Here is a 19,743-nt window from a genome sequence, read left to right as displayed (position 1 = left end):
GAAACCCTCGATGCACAGCAGCATGATCATCTCCGCCATCGACACCCACACCGAGGGCATGCCGACCCGGGTGGTGACCAGCGGGATCGGCACCATTCCCGGCGAGACGATGGGGCAGCGGCGCGAATACTTCATCGAGCACCTCGACGGACTGCGCACACTGCTCGTCCACGAACCGCGCGGTCACGCCTCGATGAGCGCGGCGATCCTGCAACCGGCGACCACCGGCGACGGGCACTACGGCGTGCTGTTCATCGAGGTCAGTGGGCTGCTGCCGATGTGCGGTCACGGCACCATCGGAGTCGCGACCGCGCTGGTCGAGGCGGGCATGGTTCCGGTCACCGAGCCGGTCACCGAGGTTCGGCTCGATACTCCGGCGGGGCGGGTCGTGGCGACGGTGCAGGTGACCGCGGGGCACGCGGATTCGGTCACGCTACGTAACGTGCCCAGCTACTGCGACAGCCTCGGCAACGAACTGGAAGTGCCCGGCGTCGGCACGGTGCGCTACGACCTGGCCTTTGGCGGAAACTTCTACGCCATAGTCGATCTCGGTCAGCTCGGGCTGCCGTTCGATCGTGCGCAGCAGGCCCGGATCCTCGACACCGGCTTACGAATCATGAAGGCCGTGAACGAGTTCCGCCGTCCGGTGCACCTGGAGGACGACCGGATCGCCGGATGCAAACACGTCCTGTTCCTGGACCCCGCCTCCGAACCCGCGCACACCCGCAACGCGATGGCCATCCATCCGGGCTGGTTCGACCGATCCCCGTGCGGCACCGGCACTTCCGCACTGCTGGCGCGCCAGCACGCGCGCGGGCTGCTCGCCGGGGACCAGGAACTACGCAACGACTCCTTCGTCGGCACCACGTTCTACGCGCGCGCTGTCGAAACCACCACGGTCGGCGGTCGTCCCGCCATCGTGCCCACCATTACCGGCCGCGCCTGGCTGACGGGGACCGCGAACTATCTGCTCGACCCCTCGGACCCGTTCCCCGAGGGCTTCGTTTTCTGACTCGGGCGGCGACCGCACTACCGATCACCGCCTGGACGGCTACGACAATGACTGTCGTAGCTCGGCGCCCGCCCCTGACCAGCGGGGTGATGCTTGTCCGTCACCACCGAATGTCGCACAGCGGCAGCCCGCGAGTCGACGACCCGCGGGCTGCTGTGGTGTTCCGGTCAGCTCTTGGCGATGGACTCGAAGACCTTGGGGTCCACCAAGGTCGAGGTGTCGCCGAGTTCGCGCCCCTCCGCCACGTCGCGGAGCAGGCGCCGCATGATCTTGCCGCTGCGGGTCTTCGGGAGTTCCGGGACGACGTGGATTTCGCGCGGCCGGGCGATCGGGCTGATTCCGCGCGAGACTTCGGCTTTCAGTTCCGCGACCAGTTCGGCGCCGGTGTTCTTCGCCTCGGCGGTCAGGATGACGAAGGCCACGATGGCTTGGCCGGTGGTCGCGTCGGTCGCGCCGACGACGGCGGCTTCGGCGACGCCGGAGTGCCCGACGAGTGCCGATTCGACTTCGGCGGTGGAGATGCGGTGGCCCGAGACGTTCATGACGTCGTCCACGCGCCCGAGCACCCACAGGTCACCGTCGGCATCCAGCTTCGCGCCGTCACCGGCGAAGTACCAGCCCTCGGAAGCGAAACGGTCCCAGTAGGTTTCGCGGAAGCGATCCATATCGCCCCAGATGCCGCGCAGCATGGACGGCCACGGCTCGTCCAGCACCAGCAGACCCGAGCCCTGGTCCAGGACCGCGCCGTCGTCGTCGACGACCTTGGCGCTGATGCCGGGCAACGCGGCCATGGCGGCGCCTGGTTTGGTGGCGGTGATGCCGGGCAGTGGGGAGATCATGATCGATCCGGTTTCGGTTTGCCACCAGGTGTCGACGATCGGGGTGCGGTTGGCGCCGATGTTTTCTCGGTACCAGCGCCAGGCTTCGGGGTTGATGGGTTCGCCGACCGAGCCGAGGACGCGCAGGGAGGACAGGTCGTGGGCGGCGGGGATCTCTTTGCCCCATTTCATGAAGGTGCGTACCAGGGTGGGGGCGGTGTAGTAGATGGTGACGCCGTATTTTTCGATGATGTTCCAGTGGCGGTGTTCGTCGGGGTGGTTGGGGGTGCCTTCGTAGACGATTTGGGTGGTGCGGTTGGCCAGTGGTCCGTAGACGATGTAGGTGTGTCCGGTGACCCAGCCGATGTCGGCGGTGCACCAGTAGATGTCTTGTCCTGGTTTGTGGTCGAAGACGTTGTGGTGGGTGTAGGCGGCTTGGGTGAGGTAGCCGCCGGTGGTGTGCAGGATGCCTTTGGGTTTTCCGGTGGTGCCGGAGGTGTAGAGGATGAACAGCGGGTGTTCGGCGTCGAAGGGTTGTGCTTGGTGTTCGGGGGAGGCTTGGCCGACGGTGTCGTGCCACCACAGGTCGCGGTCTTGGGTCCAGGGCACTTCGATCTCGGTGCGCCGCACTACGAGTACGTGTTCGACGGTTGTCGGGTCAGTGCCGAGTGCTTCGTCCACGGCGGCTTTCAGTGGGGCCGCGGTCCCGCGCCGCCATTGGCCGTCGGTGGTGATGATCAGTCGCGCACCGGCGTCGTCGACGCGTTGGCGTAGCGCGGTGGGGGAGAACCCGGCGAAGACCACCGAGTGCGTCAATCCGAGCCGGGCGCACGCCAGCATGGCGACGATCGCCTCGGGCACCATCGGCATGTAGATCGCGACCCGGTCTCCGGCTTCGAGCCCGAGTTCGGTGAGATAGTTTGCGGCTCGGGAGACTTCGGCGAGCAACTCGTTGTAGGTGAGGTCGCGGGAATCGCCGGGTTCGCCTTCCCAGTGGATGGCGACTTGGCCGCCGTGCCCGGCGAGTACGTGCCGGTCCACACAGTTGTAGGCGACGTTGAGTTTGCCGTCGACGAACCACTTCGCCACCGGTGCACCAGACCAGTCCAGCACCCGCGACCACGGTTGCTCCCAGTGCAACCTGCGCGCCTGCTCGGCCCAGAACTCGAGCCGATCGGTCGCGGCCGAGTCGTACAGGGCCGCACCGGCGTTGGCGGCCGCAGTGAACTCCGGGGTGGGCTCGAAGGCCGCGGTGGCGTGGTCGGTTGCGCTGGTCACTGGGAACTCCTATCGAAAGAACAGGGGAGGCACGGAAGTTGGGCCCCGGCCTCCGCCGGGGCCCAACCAGGTCGCCGCGCCGTTGCGGCGGTTATTCGCTACCGGCGGTCAGTGCACGATCGCCTTTTCAGCACCGACACCGGTGAGCGAACGAACTTCCATCTCCGCGGCCAGGGCCTGGCTCTCCGGCCTGCCGCCACCGAGGAAGGTGCCGATCACGCCGAGCGCGAAAGCCAGTGGGATGGAGACGATTCCGGGGTTCGACAGCGGGAAGTAGTCGAAATCGGAATTGGGCAGCATCGCGGTCTTGTTGCCCGACACGGCGGGTGAGAACACGATCAGCACGATGGTGGAGATCAGACCGCCATACATGCTGAACAGCGCGCCCGTGGTGTTGAAACGCTTCCAGAACAGCGAGTACAGGATGGTCGGCAGGTTCGCCGCCGCCGCCACCGCGAAGGCCAGCGCCACCAGGAATGCGATGTTCTGTCCATTGGCCAGGATGCCGAGACCGATCGCCAGGACGCCGATCACGACCGCGGTGATCCGCGAGACCCGCACCTGCTTGTGCTCATCGACGTTGCCGCGCTTGATGACTCCGGCGTAGATGTCATGGGCGAAGGACGCCGAGGCGGTGATGGTCAGACCGGCGACCACCGCGAGGATCGTCGCGAAAGCGACCGCGGAGATCACGCCGAGCAGGATCACGCCGCCGAGTTCGAACGCCAGCAGCGGCGCCGCCGAGTTCTGCCCGCCCGCGGCGGCCAGAATCCGGTCCGGTCCGACGATGGCGGCCGCGCCGTAGCCCAGCACCAGGGTGAACAGGTAGAAGGCGCCGATCAGGGCGATCGCCCACACCACCGAGCGCCGAGCCTCTTTCGCGGTCGGCACCGTGTAGAAGCGCATCAGCACGTGCGGCAGACCCGCGGTGCCGAGCACCAGCGCCAGACCCAGTGACAGGAAGTTCAACTTGGACATCGAGCTGCCGCCGTACTGCGCGCCGGGGGCGAGCACGTCCCGGGAGGCGACGGCCTTGTTCGTGGAATCGGAGACCATGTTCTGCGCCGAACCGAGAATCTCGGAGAGATTGAAGCCGAACTTGGCGAACACCATGATCGTCATGGCCGCGGCGCCGGCGATCAGCAGCACCGCCTTGATGATCTGCACCCACGTGGTGCCCTTCATGCCGCCGACCAGCACGTACACGATCATCAGGATGCCGACCACGGCGATCACGAGGGCCTGGCCGGACTTGCTGGAGATGTCGAGCAGCAGCGCCACCAGGCCACCGGCGCCCGCCATCTGGGCCAGCAGGTAGAACAGCGACACGGTGAGCGTGGTGAGTGCGGCAGCGGTACGTACCGGCCCCTGCTTGAGCCGGAAGCTCAGCACGTCGGCCATGGTGAATTTGCCCGTGTTGCGGAGCATTTCGGCGACCAGCAGCAGCGCGACCAGCCAGGCCACCAGGAAGCCGATGGAGTACAGGAACCCGTCGTAGCCGTACACCGCGATGGCGCCGGCGATGCCGAGAAAGCTTGCGGCGGACAGGTAGTCGCCGGCGATGGCGATGCCGTTCTGCGGACCGGAGAAGCCGCGGCCGCCGGTGAAATAGTCGGCGGCGGTGCGGGTGTTCCGGCTGGCCCGGATCACCACGACCATGGTGATGACGACGAACAGGGCGAAGATGCCGATATTCGCCAGCGGCTCGCCGACGGTCTCGGCGGCCAGGTACTGCGTAGCGGCGAGCTTCATGCCTTTTCGCCTTCCATGTAGTTGCGGATGGCGGCGGCGCGCGGGTCCAGTTCCTTGTTGGCGAACCGGACGTAGAGGCCGGTGATCACGAAGGTGGACACGAACTGTGCGAGCCCGAGCAGCAGACCGGTGTTGATGTTGCCGAACACCTTGGTGGCCATGAAGTCGTGCGCGTAGGCGCCGAGCAGCACATAGCTCACGTACCAGAGCAAGAACAGCGCGGTCATCGGGAACACGAAGCGCCGCAGGCGGCTTCGCAACTCCTGGAACTGCGGACTCGATTGCACCTCGGCGAACTCTTCGGCGCTCGGGACGCGGGCCGGCTCGGAGCCGCCTTTGTCGAGATCGATACTCATCAGGTTGTCCTCGCTGTGACGTGGCTTACTGCGCTGAACGGTAACCGGAGCGTCCGGCGGAATTCAGGGTGTGGTCCAGCTCACTCCGCGAAGGTGCGGATTTCTGCGGCGAACGGTCACCGCGCCGCGACGAACGGTCGGCGCTACCGGTTGTGCAGCCGGCGCTCTCGATCAGCGCCCATACCGAGCCGCTCGGGTGCGTGCATGCGCACGAAGATGCGGCCGACACTGCGTGGGGGCAGCCCGCGCGTCACCTTGCTGACCAGGATCATCGTCACGAACGCCAACGGCACGCTGATCGCTGCCGGATAGCCGAGGATCGCCGCGGGCCATCCTCCGGCTACCGCACCGGCGACCCCGCCCGTCACCGAAACCACGGTGGCGCCACCGGACACCAGCCCGCCCGCGACCAACCCCGCCGCCGCGCCGATCGCAGTCAGCCCGCGCCACCAAATGCCGAGAATCAGCAGCGGGCACAGCGTGGAAGCCGCCACCGAGAACGCCAGCGCGACCGTGCGCGAGAGGTCCAGCGAGGTGACGGTGACCGAAAGCGCCAGCGGCACCAGGCCCGCCGCCAGCGCCGCGATCCGGAAGTCCCGGACCCGCCCGCGCAACATATCGGTGCTGAGCACACCCGCCACGCTGACCAGCAGCCCGGACGAGGTGGACAGAAACGCCGCGATCGCCCCGGCGGCGGCCAGCGCGGCCAGCAGTTGCCCGGGTAGTCCGCTCAGCACCGAGCTCGGCAGCAGCACCACCGCCGCGTCCGAGGTCCCCGTGATCAGCAGCTGCGGAACATAAAGGCGCGCGAAGACACCCAGCAGAATCGGACTCAGATAGAACACCCCCACCAGCCCGATCACCGCCAGCGCCGTCGCCCGTGCGGCCCGCCCATCCGGATTGGTGTAGAACCGCACCAGCACATGGGGTAAGCCCATCGTCCCGAGGAATGTCGCGATGATCAGCGAATACACCTGATAGGTCGGATGCTGCCCGCCGAATCCGCCGCCGGGCGTCAACCACGTCGCCCCGTCGGTCGGCGCTCCGCTCACCACCGGCACCGCGGACCCGGCCTCCAGCACCAGCTTCGTCCCGGCACCCAATTCGTGCGCACCCGCCGCCAGGATCACCGTCGCGTCCAACGGCTGGCCGTCCAGCCGCCCGTCGATCGAAACCCGCTGCGGCGCAGCCACTTGCACGACGACATCGGTGCTCACATCAACGGTGGTCCGCACGGTGACAACCGGCGGCGCGGGTGATCCGAGCGGCCGGTCCGCACCCAGGAAATGCCCGAGCAGCACCAACGCGGGCAACGCCACCGCTGTCAACTTCAACCAGTACTGGAACGCCTGCACCAACGTGATCGACCGCATCCCGCCCCCGGCGACATTGGCGATCACGATCGCCCCCACCGCCAGCGCCCCCACCCAGCTGGGCACCCCGAGCAGAATGCGCAAAGTCAGTCCGGCGCCTTGGAATTGGGGAATCAGGTACACCCCGCACACCAGCACCACCACCACGGCCGCCAACCGGCGCAACCGCACCGACCCCAACCGGAACTCCGCGAAATCCGGCACCGTGTAAGCCCCCGACCGCCGCAGCGGCGCGGCCACGAACAACAGCAATCCGAGATACCCGGCGGTGAACCCGACCGGATACCACAGCGCATCGGCACCGTATTTGGCGATCAGCCCCGCAACCCCGAGAAACGAAGCGGCCGAAAGGTATTCACCGGAAATCGCCGCGGCGTTCCATCGTGGTCCCACGCTGCGCGAGGCCACCAGGAAGTCGGAGGTGGTGCGCGCCATCCGTACGCCATAGGCCCCGATCGCCACCGTCGCGAGCGCCGCGAACAGCAGTGCGCACACGGTGAGGACCGGCGCGGCTCCCATCACGGCCGCCCGTTCGAGGTTTCGCGGAAGTCCGAAATAGCGTCGGCCATCCGCGTGCCTGCCTCTTCGACCGCGACCGAAGCGCGGACCGCGGACAGCACTGCGAAGGCGGTGCGTCCAGGTGCGCCCGCCATCACCGCCCCCCTCCTGGGCTGGTGTGCAGCTCGGCCGAAACAGAGACGGGCATGGTCAGTCCTCGGCCAGTTCGAGGAAATCGTGTTCGTTGCGTTCCGCCAGGTGGCTGTAGAGCCGGCCGACCGCGTACAGCGCGGGATAAACCAAGAAACCCAGCAGCAGCCACGGCAGGCGGATACCGAGCACGACCAAGGAGCCGATCGACTCGACGCGGAAAAGTAAAGGCAGCGAGCACAATACGAGCACCGCGACGAGAGCCATTCGCAGCGCGAGGCCGAGCTGGGCGCGGATCAGGCCACCGATCAGCGCTTCACCGATTTCGGTTTGCTCGGCCACCTCGACGCGTGTGTGGATCCGCCGCGCGCCGCGACGCTCGGCCAGGACCACCCGCTGGCGGACCGGACGTTGTGCGCGCTGAACTGGCCCGACCGGACCCTGGTCAGACATCTCGGTTTCGGCCCGCTCGCGTCGCTGTGGGCCTGTCACCGGGTGCTCCGGCGCAACTCGAGTCCGGTCGTCACCGAGCAGTCCAGTTCTGCCGCGGGCCGTTGATCAGCCGCTGCTTGAGTTCGCGCACTTGGCGGCGACTCACCGGAAGCTCGACCGCGGCGGCATTGCCCTCGGCGCGCAGGCACACCACCGTGCCGGTGCCGACGGTGCGCAACCCCGCCACCAGTCGCAACGCCACCAGGTACGACCGGTGCACGCGCAGGAAACCCGCGTCCTCCCAGCGCGATTCGAGCGCCGACAGCGGAATCCGCACCAGATGCGATCCGTCGCTGGTGTGCAGCCGGGCATAGTCGCCGTCGGCCTCCACCCAACTGACGCTGGAACGCGGCACCAACGTGGTCACCCCGCCCAGCTCCACGGGAATGACCTCGTTCGGATCGGTCCGCGGTTGTTCGGGGGCCGCCGCGCTCGATTCGGCTGCCGCACCGCGCGTCGCGGCGATCCGGCGCACCGCTTCGGCCAGGCGCGCCTCCCGCAGCGGTTTCAGCAGATAGTCCACCGCGCCAAGATCGAAGGCGGCCACGGCCCGATCGTCATGTGCCGTCACGAACACCACGGCCGGCGAGTGGGCGAACTCCGACAGGATGCCCGCCAACTCCATTCCGTCCAGTCCCGGCATATTGATGTCGAGGAACACCGCGTCGACCGGATGCGCGCGCAATACCCGCAGCGCCTCGGTCGCGTCGCTCGCGCCATAGACGGTGCCGACCTCGGGATGGGCGTGCAGCAAGTACACCAGCTCGTCCAGTGCCGGTTTCTCGTCGTCTACCGCCAGAATCTGCAAATTCGCTGGCGCGCTGTCGGTGGTGCCTGTCACAATTGCTCCATCGTAGAGCTTCGCTCCGATGCCGCTGGGGGATCCATGCCAGTCGGATGCAGAGGGCGGGCTGGCTCCATCGCGTGAGAGTTCACCGCACCGATTCCCGTGACCTGCCCGGGCGTGCGGTGCCCGGCCGGTTTTCCGGCCGGGGCAGTGGCACGACGCCCATCGTCGAAGCTCCGCATATCTGCATCCCTCCCGCGCTTCCACCTCTATCCTTATGTATGGAAGGCATGGCTTGTATATATGGAGGTCCAATATGACCGTGACGACGATCGATCTGGACGACGAATTGCTGACGAAGGCCATGCGCTTGAGCGGTGGCGCGACGAAGAAGGAGGTAGTGAACATGGCGCTGCGGGAGTACGTGGAGCGGCACGACCGGGTCGAACAGATCAACCGGTTCTTCGACAGCATGTCGGAGGAGTCCTACCAGCATTGGAAGAGGATTCACGAAGCGGAGAAGGGCAGGCCGATCGAGGAGTGATCCGCTACATCATCGACTCATCCGCACTCTGGCGTCTGAGGCGCGATCGCGACCTGCTCGGTGTGTGGATGGAAGAGATCACCCTGCGTTTGATCGGATCGTGTCCACCACAGCGCGTCGAATTCTTGCGCTCGGCGAGCAACGCGGAGGAATACGAGTGTTGGCGGGACGATCTCGTCAAGCTGTTTCCAGAGATCCCACTGCCGAAACGGATTTGGAGTTGGGTCGACACCGTGCAGCATCAGCTTGCGGGTCAGGGTGTGCTGGGTTCAGTGAGCCCCGTGGATCTGATGATCTGCGCGACAGCCGCACATCATGGTGTGACGATCCTGCACGACGACAAGGATTTCCGCACCGTCGCGCGGTTTGTGCCAGGGGTCGTCGAGTTGTCGATCAATTCCCGAAAACGAGGCAAACCCTAACTGAGTGCGCCGCAACTCACGCTTGAATCCCGGCGCGGAACTTGGGGACGCGCATGCTGACCTTCGTCCCCGCGCCGGGTGCGGTGTCCACGACCAGTCCGTAGTCATTGCCGAACGCGGCCCGTAACCGGTCGTCGACATTGGCCAATCCGACGTGCGCGGATTCGGCCGGCCGCGCGGGGCCTGAGCCGGTTTCGATCGCGTCCAGTGCCCCGGAACGCAGGAGATCAGGATCCATTCCGGCGCCGTCGTCCTCGACGCTGATCACGCAGTCGGTGCCCGCGTCGGCGGCGACGATGCTGATGGTTCCGCGTCCGCCCGACCCGCCGAGCCCGTGCCGGACGGCGTTCTCCACCAGCGGTTGCAGCGCCAGGAACGGCAACACCACGCCCAGCACCTCGGGCGCGATCTGCAACCGCACCTGCAACGCGTCACCGAAGCGGGCGCGCTCCAACTCCAGATACCGTTCGATATTGCGCAACTCCTCGGCCAGCACCGTGAATTCGCCCGCCGTGCGGAAGGAATAGCGGGTGAAGTCGGCGAACTCCAGGATCAGCTCGCGGGCCCGATCAGGATCGGTGCGCACGAACGAGGCGATGGTGTTCAACGCGTTGTAGATGAAGTGCGGACTGATCTGGGCTCGCAGCGCCCGCACCTCGGCGCGGTCCAGTCGCGCTCGCGATGCGTCCAGCTCCGCCAATTCCAGCTGGCCGCAGGCATATCGGGCGACCTCCGCGACCGCGCCGAGCCGTCCGGGGCCGGGCTGCCCGGTCGTCACCACACCCAAAGCGCCCGCCACACCCGCGTTCTCGATCAGCAGCGGCTGCGCGATCAAGGTGCGCCCGGCGTGCTCGGCCCGCCCCGGCCCCGGCACCAGCACCGGTCGCTCGGTGGCGACCGCGCGTTTGGCGGCGTCAGTGAAATACTCGGCGAGCTCCGAGTGCGGCCCATCCCAGGCCAGCAGAGTCCCGTCCGCGTCGGCCACCGCCAAGGCCTCGCCGCCGGTGAGTTCGCGCAGATGCGGGGCCGCCTCCTGGGCCGAACGATCGGTCAGCCCGCCGCGCAGCGGCCGCGCCGCCAATGACGCGGTGTGCAATGCCGAATACACCGCGCGCTCCGCGGGTGTGGTCACCACCCGCCGGGTGCGCGACCACACCAGCAGTGCGCCCGCGAGCAGCACGGCCGAAACCGTCACCGCGACAACCGCGGTCGTCACCGGCGGCCGGACGCGCTGGGCGGGTGCGGACCCGGGTGGGGCGAAAGCGGCGAATCCATGTGCTGATTATGGTCGCAACGCGCGTGTGCCGAGGCGTTGCCCCGGCGGATTTCGGACACGGACCTAGCGGATTTCCGCCGCGTCTGCCGACACTCCGGTGATCTCCACCACGACGCGCCGATGATCACGCAGAGCCCGCGCGCCGGTGCGAAAAGCTGTCCCCGCGGGCGCATAGACTCCCTACCGCCAACCCCCGTCGAGACAAGGGAGGAAGGACCGTCTTGGCTGCCTCGTCCGGATCGTTCGTTCACCTGCACAACCACACCGAGTACTCCATGCTCGACGGTGCCGCCAAGATTTCTCCGCTGTTCACGGAGGCGAAACGGCTCGGGATGACGGCGGTCGGCATGACCGACCACGGAAACATGTACGGCGCTTCGGAGTTCTACAACTCCGCGAAGAAGCACGGCATCACGCCGATCATCGGTATCGAGGCCTACATCGCGCCGGCGTCGCGGTTCGACACCAAGCGTGTGCTGTGGGGCGATCCGAGCCAGAAGGGCGACGACGTCTCCGGCTCCGGCGCCTACACGCACATGACGATGGTCGCGGAGAACGCGACCGGTTTGCGCAACTTGTTCAAACTGTCCTCGCTCGCTTCGATCGAGGGTCAGCTCGGTAAGTGGGCGCGTATGGACGAGGAGATCATCGCCCAGTACGCCGAGGGCATCATCGCGACCACGGGGTGTCCGTCGGGTGAGGTGCAGACGCGGTTGCGGCTGGGTCATGACCGCGAGGCGTTGGAGGCGGCGGCGAAGTGGCAGGAGATCTTCGGTAAGGAGAATTTCTTTCTCGAGGTGATGGATCATGGTCTGTCGATCGAGCGGCGGGTGCGGGAGGGGTTGCTGAATATCAGTAAGCAGCTCGATATTCCGCCGTTGGCGACCAATGACTGTCATTACGTCACCAAGGATCAGTCGACCAATCATGAGGCGCTGCTGTGTATTCAGACCGGCAAGACCCTTTCGGATCCGACCCGGTTCAAGTTCGACGGTGACGGCTATTACCTGAAGTCCGCCGAGGAGATGCGGGCGATCTGGGATGCCGAGGTGCCCGGCGCGTGCGACAACACGGTGCTCATCGGCGAACGCATCCAGTCCTACGACGACGTGTGGGCGTTCAAGGACCGCATGCCGGTGTTCCCCGTCCCCGCGGGCGAGGATCAGGATTCCTGGCTGCGCAAGGAAGTCGAGCGCGGCCTGGAGCGCCGTTTCGCCGGCGGCACGGTGCCCGAGGAGTACTACTCCCGCGCCTACTTCGAACTCGACGTCATCAAGCAGAAGGGCTTCCCCGCCTACTTCCTCGTCGTCGGTGACCTCGTCAACCACGCCAAGGAAGTCGGCATCCGCGTCGGCCCCGGTCGTGGTTCGGCCGCGGGTTCGCTGGTGGCCTACGCGCTCGGCATCACCAATATCGACCCGATCCCGCACGGCCTGCTGTTCGAACGCTTCCTGAATCCGGAACGACCGTCCGCCCCCGATATCGATATCGACTTCGACGATCGCCGCCGCGGTGAAATGGTCCGCTACGCCACCGAGAAATGGGGCAGCGACCGAGTCGCCCAGGTCATCACCTTCGGCACCATCAAAACCAAAGCCGCGATCAAAGACTCCGCACGCGTACTGTTCGGCCAACCCGGATTCGCCATCGCCGACCAGATCTCCAAAGCACTGCCCCCGCCGATCATGGCCAAGGACATCTCGGTCGCGGGCATCACCGACCCCGACCACGAGCGGTACAAAGAAGCCGCCGAGGTCCGCGAACTCATCGCCGCCAACCCCGATGTCGCCAAGATCTACGAAACCGCCCGCGGCCTGGAAGGGCTGATCCGCAACGCCGGCGTGCACGCCTGCGCGGTCATCATGTCCTCCGAACCGCTCATGGACGCCATCCCACTGTGGAAACGCGCCCAGGACGGCGCCATCATCACCGGCTGGGACTACCCGTCCTGCGAGGCCATCGGCCTGCTCAAAATGGACTTCCTCGGCCTGCGCAACCTCACCGTCATCGGTGACGCCCTGGAAAACATCAAAGCCAACCGCGGCATCGACCTCGACATGGACAACCTGCCGCTGGACGATCCCGCCACCTACGAATTGCTGTCCCGCGGTGACACGCTCGGCGTCTTCCAGCTCGACGGCGGTCCCATGCGCGACCTGCTGCGCCGCATGCAGCCCACCGGCTTCAACGACATCGTCGCCGTGCTCGCGCTGTACCGCCCCGGCCCGATGGGCATGAACGCCCACAACGACTACGCCGATCGCAAGAACGGCCGCCAGCCCATCACCCCGATCCATCCGGAGCTGGAGGAACCGCTCGCCGACATCCTCGCCGAAACCTATGGTCTGATCGTTTATCAGGAACAGATCATGTTCATCGCGCAGAAGGTCGCCTCCTACTCCATGGGTAAGGCCGACGCGCTGCGTAAGGCCATGGGTAAGAAGAAGCTCGAGGTGCTGGAAGCCGAGTACAAGGGCTTCCGCGAGGGCATGATGAACAACGGTTTCTCCGAGGCCGCGGTAAAGGCCCTGTGGGACACCATCCTTCCGTTCGCCGGTTACGCGTTCAACAAATCGCATGCCGCCGGGTACGGTCTCGTCTCCTTCTGGACCGCCTACCTCAAGGCCAACTACCCGGCCGAGTACATGGCCGGCCTGCTCACCTCCGTCGGTGACGACAAGGACAAGGCCGCGGTCTATCTGTCGGACTGCCGTCGCCTGGGCATCACCGTGCTGCCGCCGGACGTCAACGAATCCGAGATGAACTTCGCCTCGGTCGGCACCGACATCCGCTTCGGTCTGGGCGCGGTCCGCAATGTCGGCGCCAACGTGGTGTCCTCGATCATCGCCGCGCGCAAGGAGAAGTCGAAGTTCACCGACTTCTCCGACTACCTGAACAAGATCGACGCGGTGGCCTGCACCAAGAAGGTCACCGAATCCCTGATCAAGGCAGGGGCTTTCGATTCGCTCGGGCATCCCCGCAAGGGCCTGCTGCTGATCCACTCCGACGCCATCGACGCGGTGATGACGACCAAGAAGGCCGAGGCGATCGGTCAGTTCGACCTGTTCGGCGGTGTGGACGCCGACGATTCGATCTCCTCGGTCTTCAATGTCGCTGTCCCCGACGACGAATGGGAGACCAAGCACAAGCTCGCCTTGGAGCGGGAGATGCTCGGCCTCTACGTTTCCGGTCACCCGCTCAACGGCGTCGAACATGTGCTGGCCGCGCAGGTCGACACCCCGATCCCGGCGATCCTGGAGGGCGATGTCTCCGACGGTGCCCAGGTCACCATCGGCGGCATCCTCGCCTCGGTGAACCGGCGGATCAACAAGAACGGCCTGGCCTGGGCCTCGGCGCAGCTGGAGGATCTGACCGGCGGCGTCGAGGTGCTGTTCTTCCCGCAGTCGTACTCGGTGTACGGCATGGATGTGGTCGAGGACGCGGTCGTGCTGGTGAAGGCCCGAGTCTCGGTGCGCGACGACCGGATCTCGCTGATCGCCAACGATCTCGTCGTCCCCGATCTCTCCTCGATCGGTGTAGCCAAGCCGTTGTCGGTCATCCTCACCACCCGCATGTGCACCCCCGACAAAATCGGTGAGCTCAAGCGAGTGCTTTCCCGGCACCCCGGCACCTCCGACGTCCACGTCCGCCACGTCGGCGCCCGCGAGAAGACCACCCTGATGAAACTGGGTGACAATCTGCGCGTCTCGCCGTCCTCGGCCCTGATGGGTGACTTGAAGGCGCTACTCGGCCCCGGCTGCCTGGGGTCCTAGACGGGAGTGGTCCGGCCCGGTGAGACCGCCACCCCGAGGGTCAGGGCGGCGACCGGTCTGGGCCCCTCGCCGTAGAACTCCTCGACCTCGCGCAGCTGGAAGCCCGCTGTCTCGATCAGTCCGCAGATATCGCGGTTCAGATGGCAGCCGCCCGCGCAGACCTTCTGGATCGGGTTGAGCCGGTGCTGCCATTTCTGGACGCTCGGGTGCGGTGCGAGGCCGTGCTCGACGAAATGAAAAGTGCCGCCCGGCACCAGGACTCGGCGCAGCTCGCGCAGCGCGATAGCGACGTCGGGGATGGTGCACAGGGTCCAGGTCGACAGGGCGGAGTCGAAGCTGTTGTCGGCGAACGGCAGCGATTGTCCGTCCAGCCCGGCGCGTTCGATCGGCACCGTCGCCTGCGGTAGCCGCTTCCCGGCCAGCTTCCAGCCGAGGTCGGCCGGCTCGACCGCGCTGATGGCGGTGACCGTGTCCGGATAGAACGGGATGTTCAAGCCCGAGCCGAAGCCGATCTCCACCACGCGTCCGTGCAGTCCGGCGCAGGCCCGTGTGCGCTGCGGATCGTTGATTCCCATCCCGCAGGCGACATCGACGAGCCGGGGCACGATCCGATCACGGTAGATTCCCACGTCCCCACTGTTCCAGGTTCGATGGAACCTGTGCCAGAGGGAAAACCCTGAGATCGGGCGCGTCGACGTCTGCCGAGCGGTTCGTGGCAGGGTGTCGGGATGACGTTGTTCGAGGTTTGGGCGCCCAGCGCCTCGACGGTGCGCCTGGTGCTGGAGGGCTCGGGATACCCGATGGCGGCCCGGCCCGGAGGCTGGTGGTGGATCGAGCGGCCCGCCGCACCCGGTGCCCGGTACGGCTTCCAACTCGACGACGATGCCGCCGTATTACCGGATCCGCGTTCGGCCCGCCAGCCCCAGGGCGTGCACGGTCGCTCGGCGGTGCATGCGCTGGATCTCGCGGTCTGGACCGACGCCGCGTGGACCGGACGGCCGTTGCCAGGTGCGGTGTTCTATGAACTGCACATCGGAACCTTCACTCCCGCGGGAACTTTCGACGCCGCCATCGAACGCCTCGACCACCTGGTGGATCTCGGCATCACCGTGGTCGAGCTCATGCCCGTGAACGCATTCGACGGCAGCCACAACTGGGGCTACGACGGTGTGCTCTGGTACGCGGTGCACGAACCCTACGGCGGCCCGGACGGTTTGCAGCGGTTCGTGAACGCCTGCCACGCAAAGGGATTGGCTGTCGCGCTGGACGTCGTCTACAACCACCTCGGCCCCTCCGGCAACTACCTGCCGCGCTTCGGGCCATATCTGACCGAGGGCCGCAACACCTGGGGTCAGAGTCTGAACCTGGACGGACCGGGCTCGGATACGGTGCGCCGCTTCATCATCGACAACGCGCTGCGCTGGTTTCGGGACTTCCACATCGACGCCCTCCGGCTGGACGCGGTGCACGCCCTCGTCGACCGCACCGCCACCCACCTGCTCGCCGAATTAGCCACCGAGACCGCGACTTTCGCCGCCCACCTGCGCCGTCCACTGACCCTGATCGCCGAGAGCGATCTCAACGATCCCCGGCTGGTGACCCCGCGCGCCGCCGGCGGTTACGGTCTGGCCGGTCAGTGGAACGACGATCTGCACCACGCGATCCATGCCGCCGTCTCGGGTGAAAGGCAGGGCTACTACGCCGATTTCGGTTCCCTGGCCACCCTCGCGCGGACCTACACGCACGGTTTCTTCCATGCCGGAACCTATTCGAGCTTTCGCGGTCGCGTCCATGGCCGTCCCATCGACCGGAATCTGTTGCCCGCCAGCGCTTTACTGGCTTACACCTGCACTCATGACCAGATCGGCAACCGTGCCCTCGGTGACCGCCCCAGCGCCTACCTGTCCGCCGGTCAGCTCGCCGTCAAAGCCGCGCTGGTGTTGTTCTCGCCGTACACACCGATGCTTTTCATGGGGGAGGAGTGGGGCGCGCGGACCCCGTTCCAGTTCTTCACCTCGCACACCGATCCGGTGGTCGGCGCGGCCACGGCGGCCGGTCGCAAGGCGGAGTTCGCGGCGCATGGCTGGTCTTCCGACGAGGTGCCGGATCCCCAGGACCCGCGAACTTTTCTGCGTTCCACACTCGACTGGGAAGAATCCGCGAACTCCGAGCTGCTGGCCTGTTATCGCGCGCTGATCGCGCTGCGCCGCGCCCGCGCCGAGATCACCGACCCCTGGCTGGCGCAGGTCACGGTCGACTACAACGAGGAGACGCGTTGGCTGACAGTGCACCGCGGGGCACTCCGGTTGCTCTGTAATCTCTCGGCCGATCCGGTCGAGATCCCGGTGACCGGCGTCGAGGTTCTGTCCTGGACACCGCCGGTCCGCCGCTCTGGCCACACCGTTCTCCCTGCTCACTCCTTCACCATTCTCGACACCGGCCCCACGCCATGTTCGTAAATCGTTATCGCTCAAGGCAATAACTGTCCGAGACGGACATTGCCCGCCCTGATCTCTGCTATTACCGTGGAGTAATGAGCAACGTGGCTTCGTCCGGGGAACTACTGGCACTCCCGCGGGGGGTGAGTGGTAGCGCCGCTGTCGAGTTCGGGCCGCTGGTCAAAGTGTTCGCCCGCACCTTCGGGCAGCGCCGGGGCGCGGGCGCCGGATTGGTGGTGCGGCGCCACGGCGAGACGCTGGTCGACATCTCCACCGGCTCCGCCGCGGGGAAACCGTGGACCGCGGACACCGGCTCGATCATCTTCTCCGCCACCAAAGGTATCGCCGCCACGGTCATCCACCGCCTGGCCGACCGCGGACTCATCGATTACCGCGCCCCGGTCGCCGAATACTGGCCCGAATTCGCGGCCAACGGCAAGGGATCCATCACCGTCGCCCAGGTGCTGACGCACAGCGCCGGTCTGTCCGGGATCAGCAAACTCGCCGCCGACCCCACCGAAGTCCTCGATCACGAGCTGATGGAGCAGCGACTCGCGGCCGCGAAGCCCGATCACCTGCTGGGCTTCCCGGCCTATCACGCACTCACCCTCGGCTGGCTGCTGGCCGGTTTGGCCCGCGCCGTCACCGGGCAGAACATGGCGACCCTGTTCCGCACCGAGGTCGCCGAGCCCCTCGGTACCGACGGCATCCACCTCGGCCGCCCGCCGGTAAACGCCACGACCACCTACGCGCCGCTGGCGGGCAATCAGCTCGAACTGCTCGGCCGACCGCTCGGCGCGCTCCTGCTCGGGCGCTCCCACGGCTTCCCCGGTGCGGCGGGCGCTGCCGCCCGTGCCCTGTTCATGCCCGGTATGGAGGGCATCCTGAAGGGCGAATTCCCGCCGATCCTGGCCACCGAACTCGCCGCGGGCAACGGCGTGTGCACCGCGTCCGGCCTGGCCACCCTCTACGGCGCACTGGTCGAAGGCCGCACGCCGGATGGGCGGCAATATCTGTCGCCGCACACGGTCCAGGCGATCCGCCGGATCCGCAGCTACAAGGTCGACCGCACCCTGTTCTATATCCCCATGATGTGGCACCTCGGCTACCACTCGCTGCCCGCGCCGGGAGCCCACGGCGGGTTCGGTCACATCGGCCTGGGCGGTTCGTTCGGCTGGGTGGAACCGCGACTGGGGCTCTCGGTCGGCTTCGTGCACAACCGGTTGGCCCTGCCGCAGATGGGTATCGACCAGGTGTCGGCCATGTGGCTGCTGCCGTTGACCATGAACTGCCTGCGCGCGAGCAGGCGTGTCGCTGTAGCGCCACCGCGCGAGGCAGCGGCGTAAGACGGCCGCCCGGTCCGAGTGGCAGCGGACCGGGCGGAAGTCGGGGAACTACGTCAGATAGCGGTACGCCGGCGAGCCGGGTTCCAGCCGCTCGCATTGAATCGGTGATTCCCGCATCCGCTCCAACAGTGAAACCAGCCCGTCCGGTGCGCCGAGCTCGATACCGACCAGCGCAGCGCCGGTTTCCCGGTTGTTGCGTTTGACGTATTCGAACAGGGTGATGTCGTCGTCCGGACCGAGCACCTCGTTGAGGAACCGCCGCAGCGCGCCCGGCTCCTGCGGGAAGTCCACCAGGAAGTAGTGCTTCAGGCCGCGGTGCACCAGCGATCGCTCGATGATCTCGCCGTAGCGGGACACGTCGTTGTTGCCGCCCGACACCAGGCACACCACCGTGGAACCCGGCTCCACCTCGACCTCGGCCAGCGCCGCCACCGCCAGCGCGCCCGCCGGTTCGGCGATGATGCCCTCGTTCTGATACAGCTCCAGCATGGCGGTGCAGATCGCGCCCTCGTCCACCTGCATCACCCGGAAAGAGCCTGCGCCACTGGGGGATTCGGTGGAGGTCAACAGCGGTAGCGAAGCATGCGAGCGCGCCCGGCCGCCGAAGCTGGTGACCGCCGCGTACGGCAGCGCGCCGATCCGGCGGACCGCGGCCCCGTCGACGAAGGGATCGATCTCCGGCAACGTCACCGGTCCGCCCGCGACCAGCGCCGCGGTCATCGAGGCCGCGCCACCCGGCTCGGCGGCGAGAATCGCGGTCTGCGGCGCGCGTTCGCGCAGATAGGTGCCGATACCGGCGAGGCAGCCCCCGCCGCCCACCGGCACCACCATCAAATCCGGCGCCGCCCCGAGCTGGTCGAGAACCTCGGCGGCGATGGTGCCCTGCCCGGCGGCGGTGCGCGGGTCGTCGAACGGCGGCACCATGGTCGCGCCGGTGCGCGCGACATCGTCGGCCGCGGCGGCGGCAGCGGCGTCGTAGGTCTCACCGATCGCGATCAGCTCGACGAAATCGCCGCCGTGCACCTTGATCCGGTCGCGCTTCTGCTTCGGGGTGGTGGTCGGGACGTAGATGCGGCCCTTGATCCGCATCGCCTGACAGGCGAAGGCCACACCCTGCGCGTGGTTGCCGGCGCTGGCCGCCACCACACCGGCGGCCCGCTCGGCGGCGGTGAGCTGCACGATCAAGTTGTAGGCGCCGCGCAACTTGTAGGAGCGCACGGCGGTCAGGTCTTCGCGCTTGAGGTAGACCCGCGCGCCCGACAACGTGGATAGGCGCGGGCTGAACTGCAGGGGGGTCGGCTCGATAATGTCGGAAATTCGCTTGGCGGCGGCGTCGATCTCGTCCGCGGTGAGCACGGGACGGGATTTGGACAGATCGTCGATCACATCAAGCGGATTGGACACCCGAAATATGCTGCCACCCGCCGC

General features: G+C 66.9%; 16 protein-coding genes. 6 read left to right on the top strand and 10 right to left on the bottom strand.

Annotated features, from left to right (window positions below):
* The first annotated feature begins 10 nt into the window (after nucleotides 1-10).
* Nucleotides 11-1,012 (top strand): proline racemase family protein, encoded by a 1,002-nt coding sequence (locus BJ987_RS32835; RefSeq protein ID WP_209896931.1) that lies wholly within the window; start codon nucleotides 11-13, stop codon nucleotides 1,010-1,012.
* 167 nt (nucleotides 1,013-1,179) lie between these two features.
* On the opposite strand, the gene acs is transcribed toward BJ987_RS32835, so the two are convergent.
* The 7 genes from acs to BJ987_RS32805 all read right to left on the bottom strand — a co-directional run bounded on the left by acs (nucleotide 1,180) and on the right by BJ987_RS32805 (nucleotide 8,570).
* Nucleotides 1,180-3,108 carry an acetate--CoA ligase gene (gene acs / locus BJ987_RS32830; protein WP_209896930.1) on the bottom strand — a complete coding sequence of 643 codons (1,929 nt, stop codon included), beginning with the start codon at nucleotides 3,106-3,108 and terminating at the stop codon, nucleotides 1,180-1,182.
* A 108-nt stretch (nucleotides 3,109-3,216) separates the two neighbouring features.
* Nucleotides 3,217-4,860 carry a monocarboxylic acid transporter gene (locus BJ987_RS32825; RefSeq protein ID WP_209896929.1) on the bottom strand — a complete coding sequence of 548 codons (1,644 nt, stop codon included), beginning with the start codon at nucleotides 4,858-4,860 and terminating at the stop codon, nucleotides 3,217-3,219.
* The gene (locus BJ987_RS32820) at nucleotides 4,857-5,216 is read right to left on the bottom strand and encodes a DUF485 domain-containing protein (RefSeq protein WP_209896928.1); all 360 of its coding nucleotides are present in this window, start codon (nucleotides 5,214-5,216) and stop codon (nucleotides 4,857-4,859) included. Before BJ987_RS32820 ends, BJ987_RS32825 begins: the two co-directional genes overlap by 4 nt.
* A gap of 143 nt (nucleotides 5,217-5,359) precedes the next feature.
* Nucleotides 5,360-7,108: a sodium/solute symporter gene (locus tag BJ987_RS32815; RefSeq protein WP_209896927.1), complete on the bottom strand. Its 1,749-nt coding sequence runs from the start codon at nucleotides 7,106-7,108 to the stop codon at nucleotides 5,360-5,362.
* Nucleotides 7,108-7,242, bottom strand: coding sequence for a hypothetical protein (locus BJ987_RS37920; protein ID WP_281070403.1), 135 nt, complete (start codon nucleotides 7,240-7,242; stop codon nucleotides 7,108-7,110). Before BJ987_RS37920 ends, BJ987_RS32815 begins: the two co-directional genes overlap by 1 nt.
* A 55-nt stretch (nucleotides 7,243-7,297) precedes the next feature.
* Entirely contained in the window at nucleotides 7,298-7,690 is a 393-nt protein-coding gene (locus BJ987_RS32810) for a hypothetical protein (RefSeq protein ID WP_209896926.1), read from the bottom strand.
* 70 nt (nucleotides 7,691-7,760) lie between these two features.
* Nucleotides 7,761-8,570: a LytR/AlgR family response regulator transcription factor gene (locus BJ987_RS32805; RefSeq protein WP_209896925.1), complete on the bottom strand. Its 810-nt coding sequence runs from the start codon at nucleotides 8,568-8,570 to the stop codon at nucleotides 7,761-7,763.
* A 262-nt stretch (nucleotides 8,571-8,832) separates the two neighbouring features.
* Between BJ987_RS32805 and BJ987_RS32800 the strand changes: the two genes are divergently transcribed.
* Both BJ987_RS32800 and BJ987_RS32795 read left to right on the top strand, forming a co-directional pair.
* Nucleotides 8,833-9,060, top strand: coding sequence for a type II toxin-antitoxin system VapB family antitoxin (locus BJ987_RS32800; protein ID WP_209896924.1), 228 nt, complete (start codon nucleotides 8,833-8,835; stop codon nucleotides 9,058-9,060).
* Nucleotides 9,057-9,482 (top strand): PIN domain-containing protein, encoded by a 426-nt coding sequence (locus BJ987_RS32795; RefSeq protein WP_209896923.1) that lies wholly within the window; start codon nucleotides 9,057-9,059, stop codon nucleotides 9,480-9,482. Before BJ987_RS32800 ends, BJ987_RS32795 begins: the two co-directional genes overlap by 4 nt.
* A gap of 16 nt (nucleotides 9,483-9,498) precedes the next feature.
* On the opposite strand, the gene BJ987_RS32790 is transcribed toward BJ987_RS32795, so the two are convergent.
* Complete coding sequence (locus BJ987_RS32790; protein WP_209896922.1) at nucleotides 9,499-10,698, bottom strand: sensor histidine kinase; 1,200 nt, start codon at nucleotides 10,696-10,698, stop codon at nucleotides 9,499-9,501.
* 281 nt (nucleotides 10,699-10,979) lie between these two features.
* Here BJ987_RS32790 and dnaE point away from each other — a divergent pair, with 281 nt between their 5' ends.
* Nucleotides 10,980-14,531, top strand: a complete 3,552-nt coding sequence (gene dnaE / locus BJ987_RS32785; RefSeq protein ID WP_209896921.1) for a DNA polymerase III subunit alpha — start codon at nucleotides 10,980-10,982, stop codon at nucleotides 14,529-14,531.
* Here dnaE and BJ987_RS32780 read toward each other — a convergent pair.
* The gene (locus BJ987_RS32780; protein WP_209899481.1) at nucleotides 14,528-15,214 is read right to left on the bottom strand and encodes a class I SAM-dependent methyltransferase; all 687 of its coding nucleotides are present in this window, start codon (nucleotides 15,212-15,214) and stop codon (nucleotides 14,528-14,530) included. The genes dnaE and BJ987_RS32780 overlap by 4 nt on opposite strands.
* A 45-nt stretch (nucleotides 15,215-15,259) precedes the next feature.
* Here BJ987_RS32780 and treZ point away from each other — a divergent pair, with 45 nt between their 5' ends.
* Both treZ and BJ987_RS32770 read left to right on the top strand, forming a co-directional pair.
* On the top strand, nucleotides 15,260-16,990 hold the full coding sequence (treZ, locus tag BJ987_RS32775; RefSeq protein ID WP_209896920.1) for a malto-oligosyltrehalose trehalohydrolase: 1,731 nt from the start codon (nucleotides 15,260-15,262) through the stop codon (nucleotides 16,988-16,990).
* A 74-nt stretch (nucleotides 16,991-17,064) separates the two neighbouring features.
* The gene (locus BJ987_RS32770) at nucleotides 17,065-18,315 is read left to right on the top strand and encodes a serine hydrolase domain-containing protein (RefSeq protein ID WP_209896919.1); all 1,251 of its coding nucleotides are present in this window, start codon (nucleotides 17,065-17,067) and stop codon (nucleotides 18,313-18,315) included.
* A gap of 48 nt (nucleotides 18,316-18,363) precedes the next feature.
* Here BJ987_RS32770 and ilvA read toward each other — a convergent pair whose 3' ends face one another.
* Nucleotides 18,364-19,719: a threonine ammonia-lyase IlvA gene (ilvA, locus tag BJ987_RS32765; RefSeq protein ID WP_209896918.1), complete on the bottom strand. Its 1,356-nt coding sequence runs from the start codon at nucleotides 19,717-19,719 to the stop codon at nucleotides 18,364-18,366.
* Nucleotides 19,720-19,743: the final 24 nt, after the last annotated feature.

Source organism: Nocardia goodfellowii, from assembly GCF_017875645.1.
Taxonomy (GTDB): domain Bacteria; phylum Actinomycetota; class Actinomycetes; order Mycobacteriales; family Mycobacteriaceae; genus Nocardia; species Nocardia goodfellowii.
This window is presented reverse-complemented; position numbering and strand designations above follow the sequence as displayed.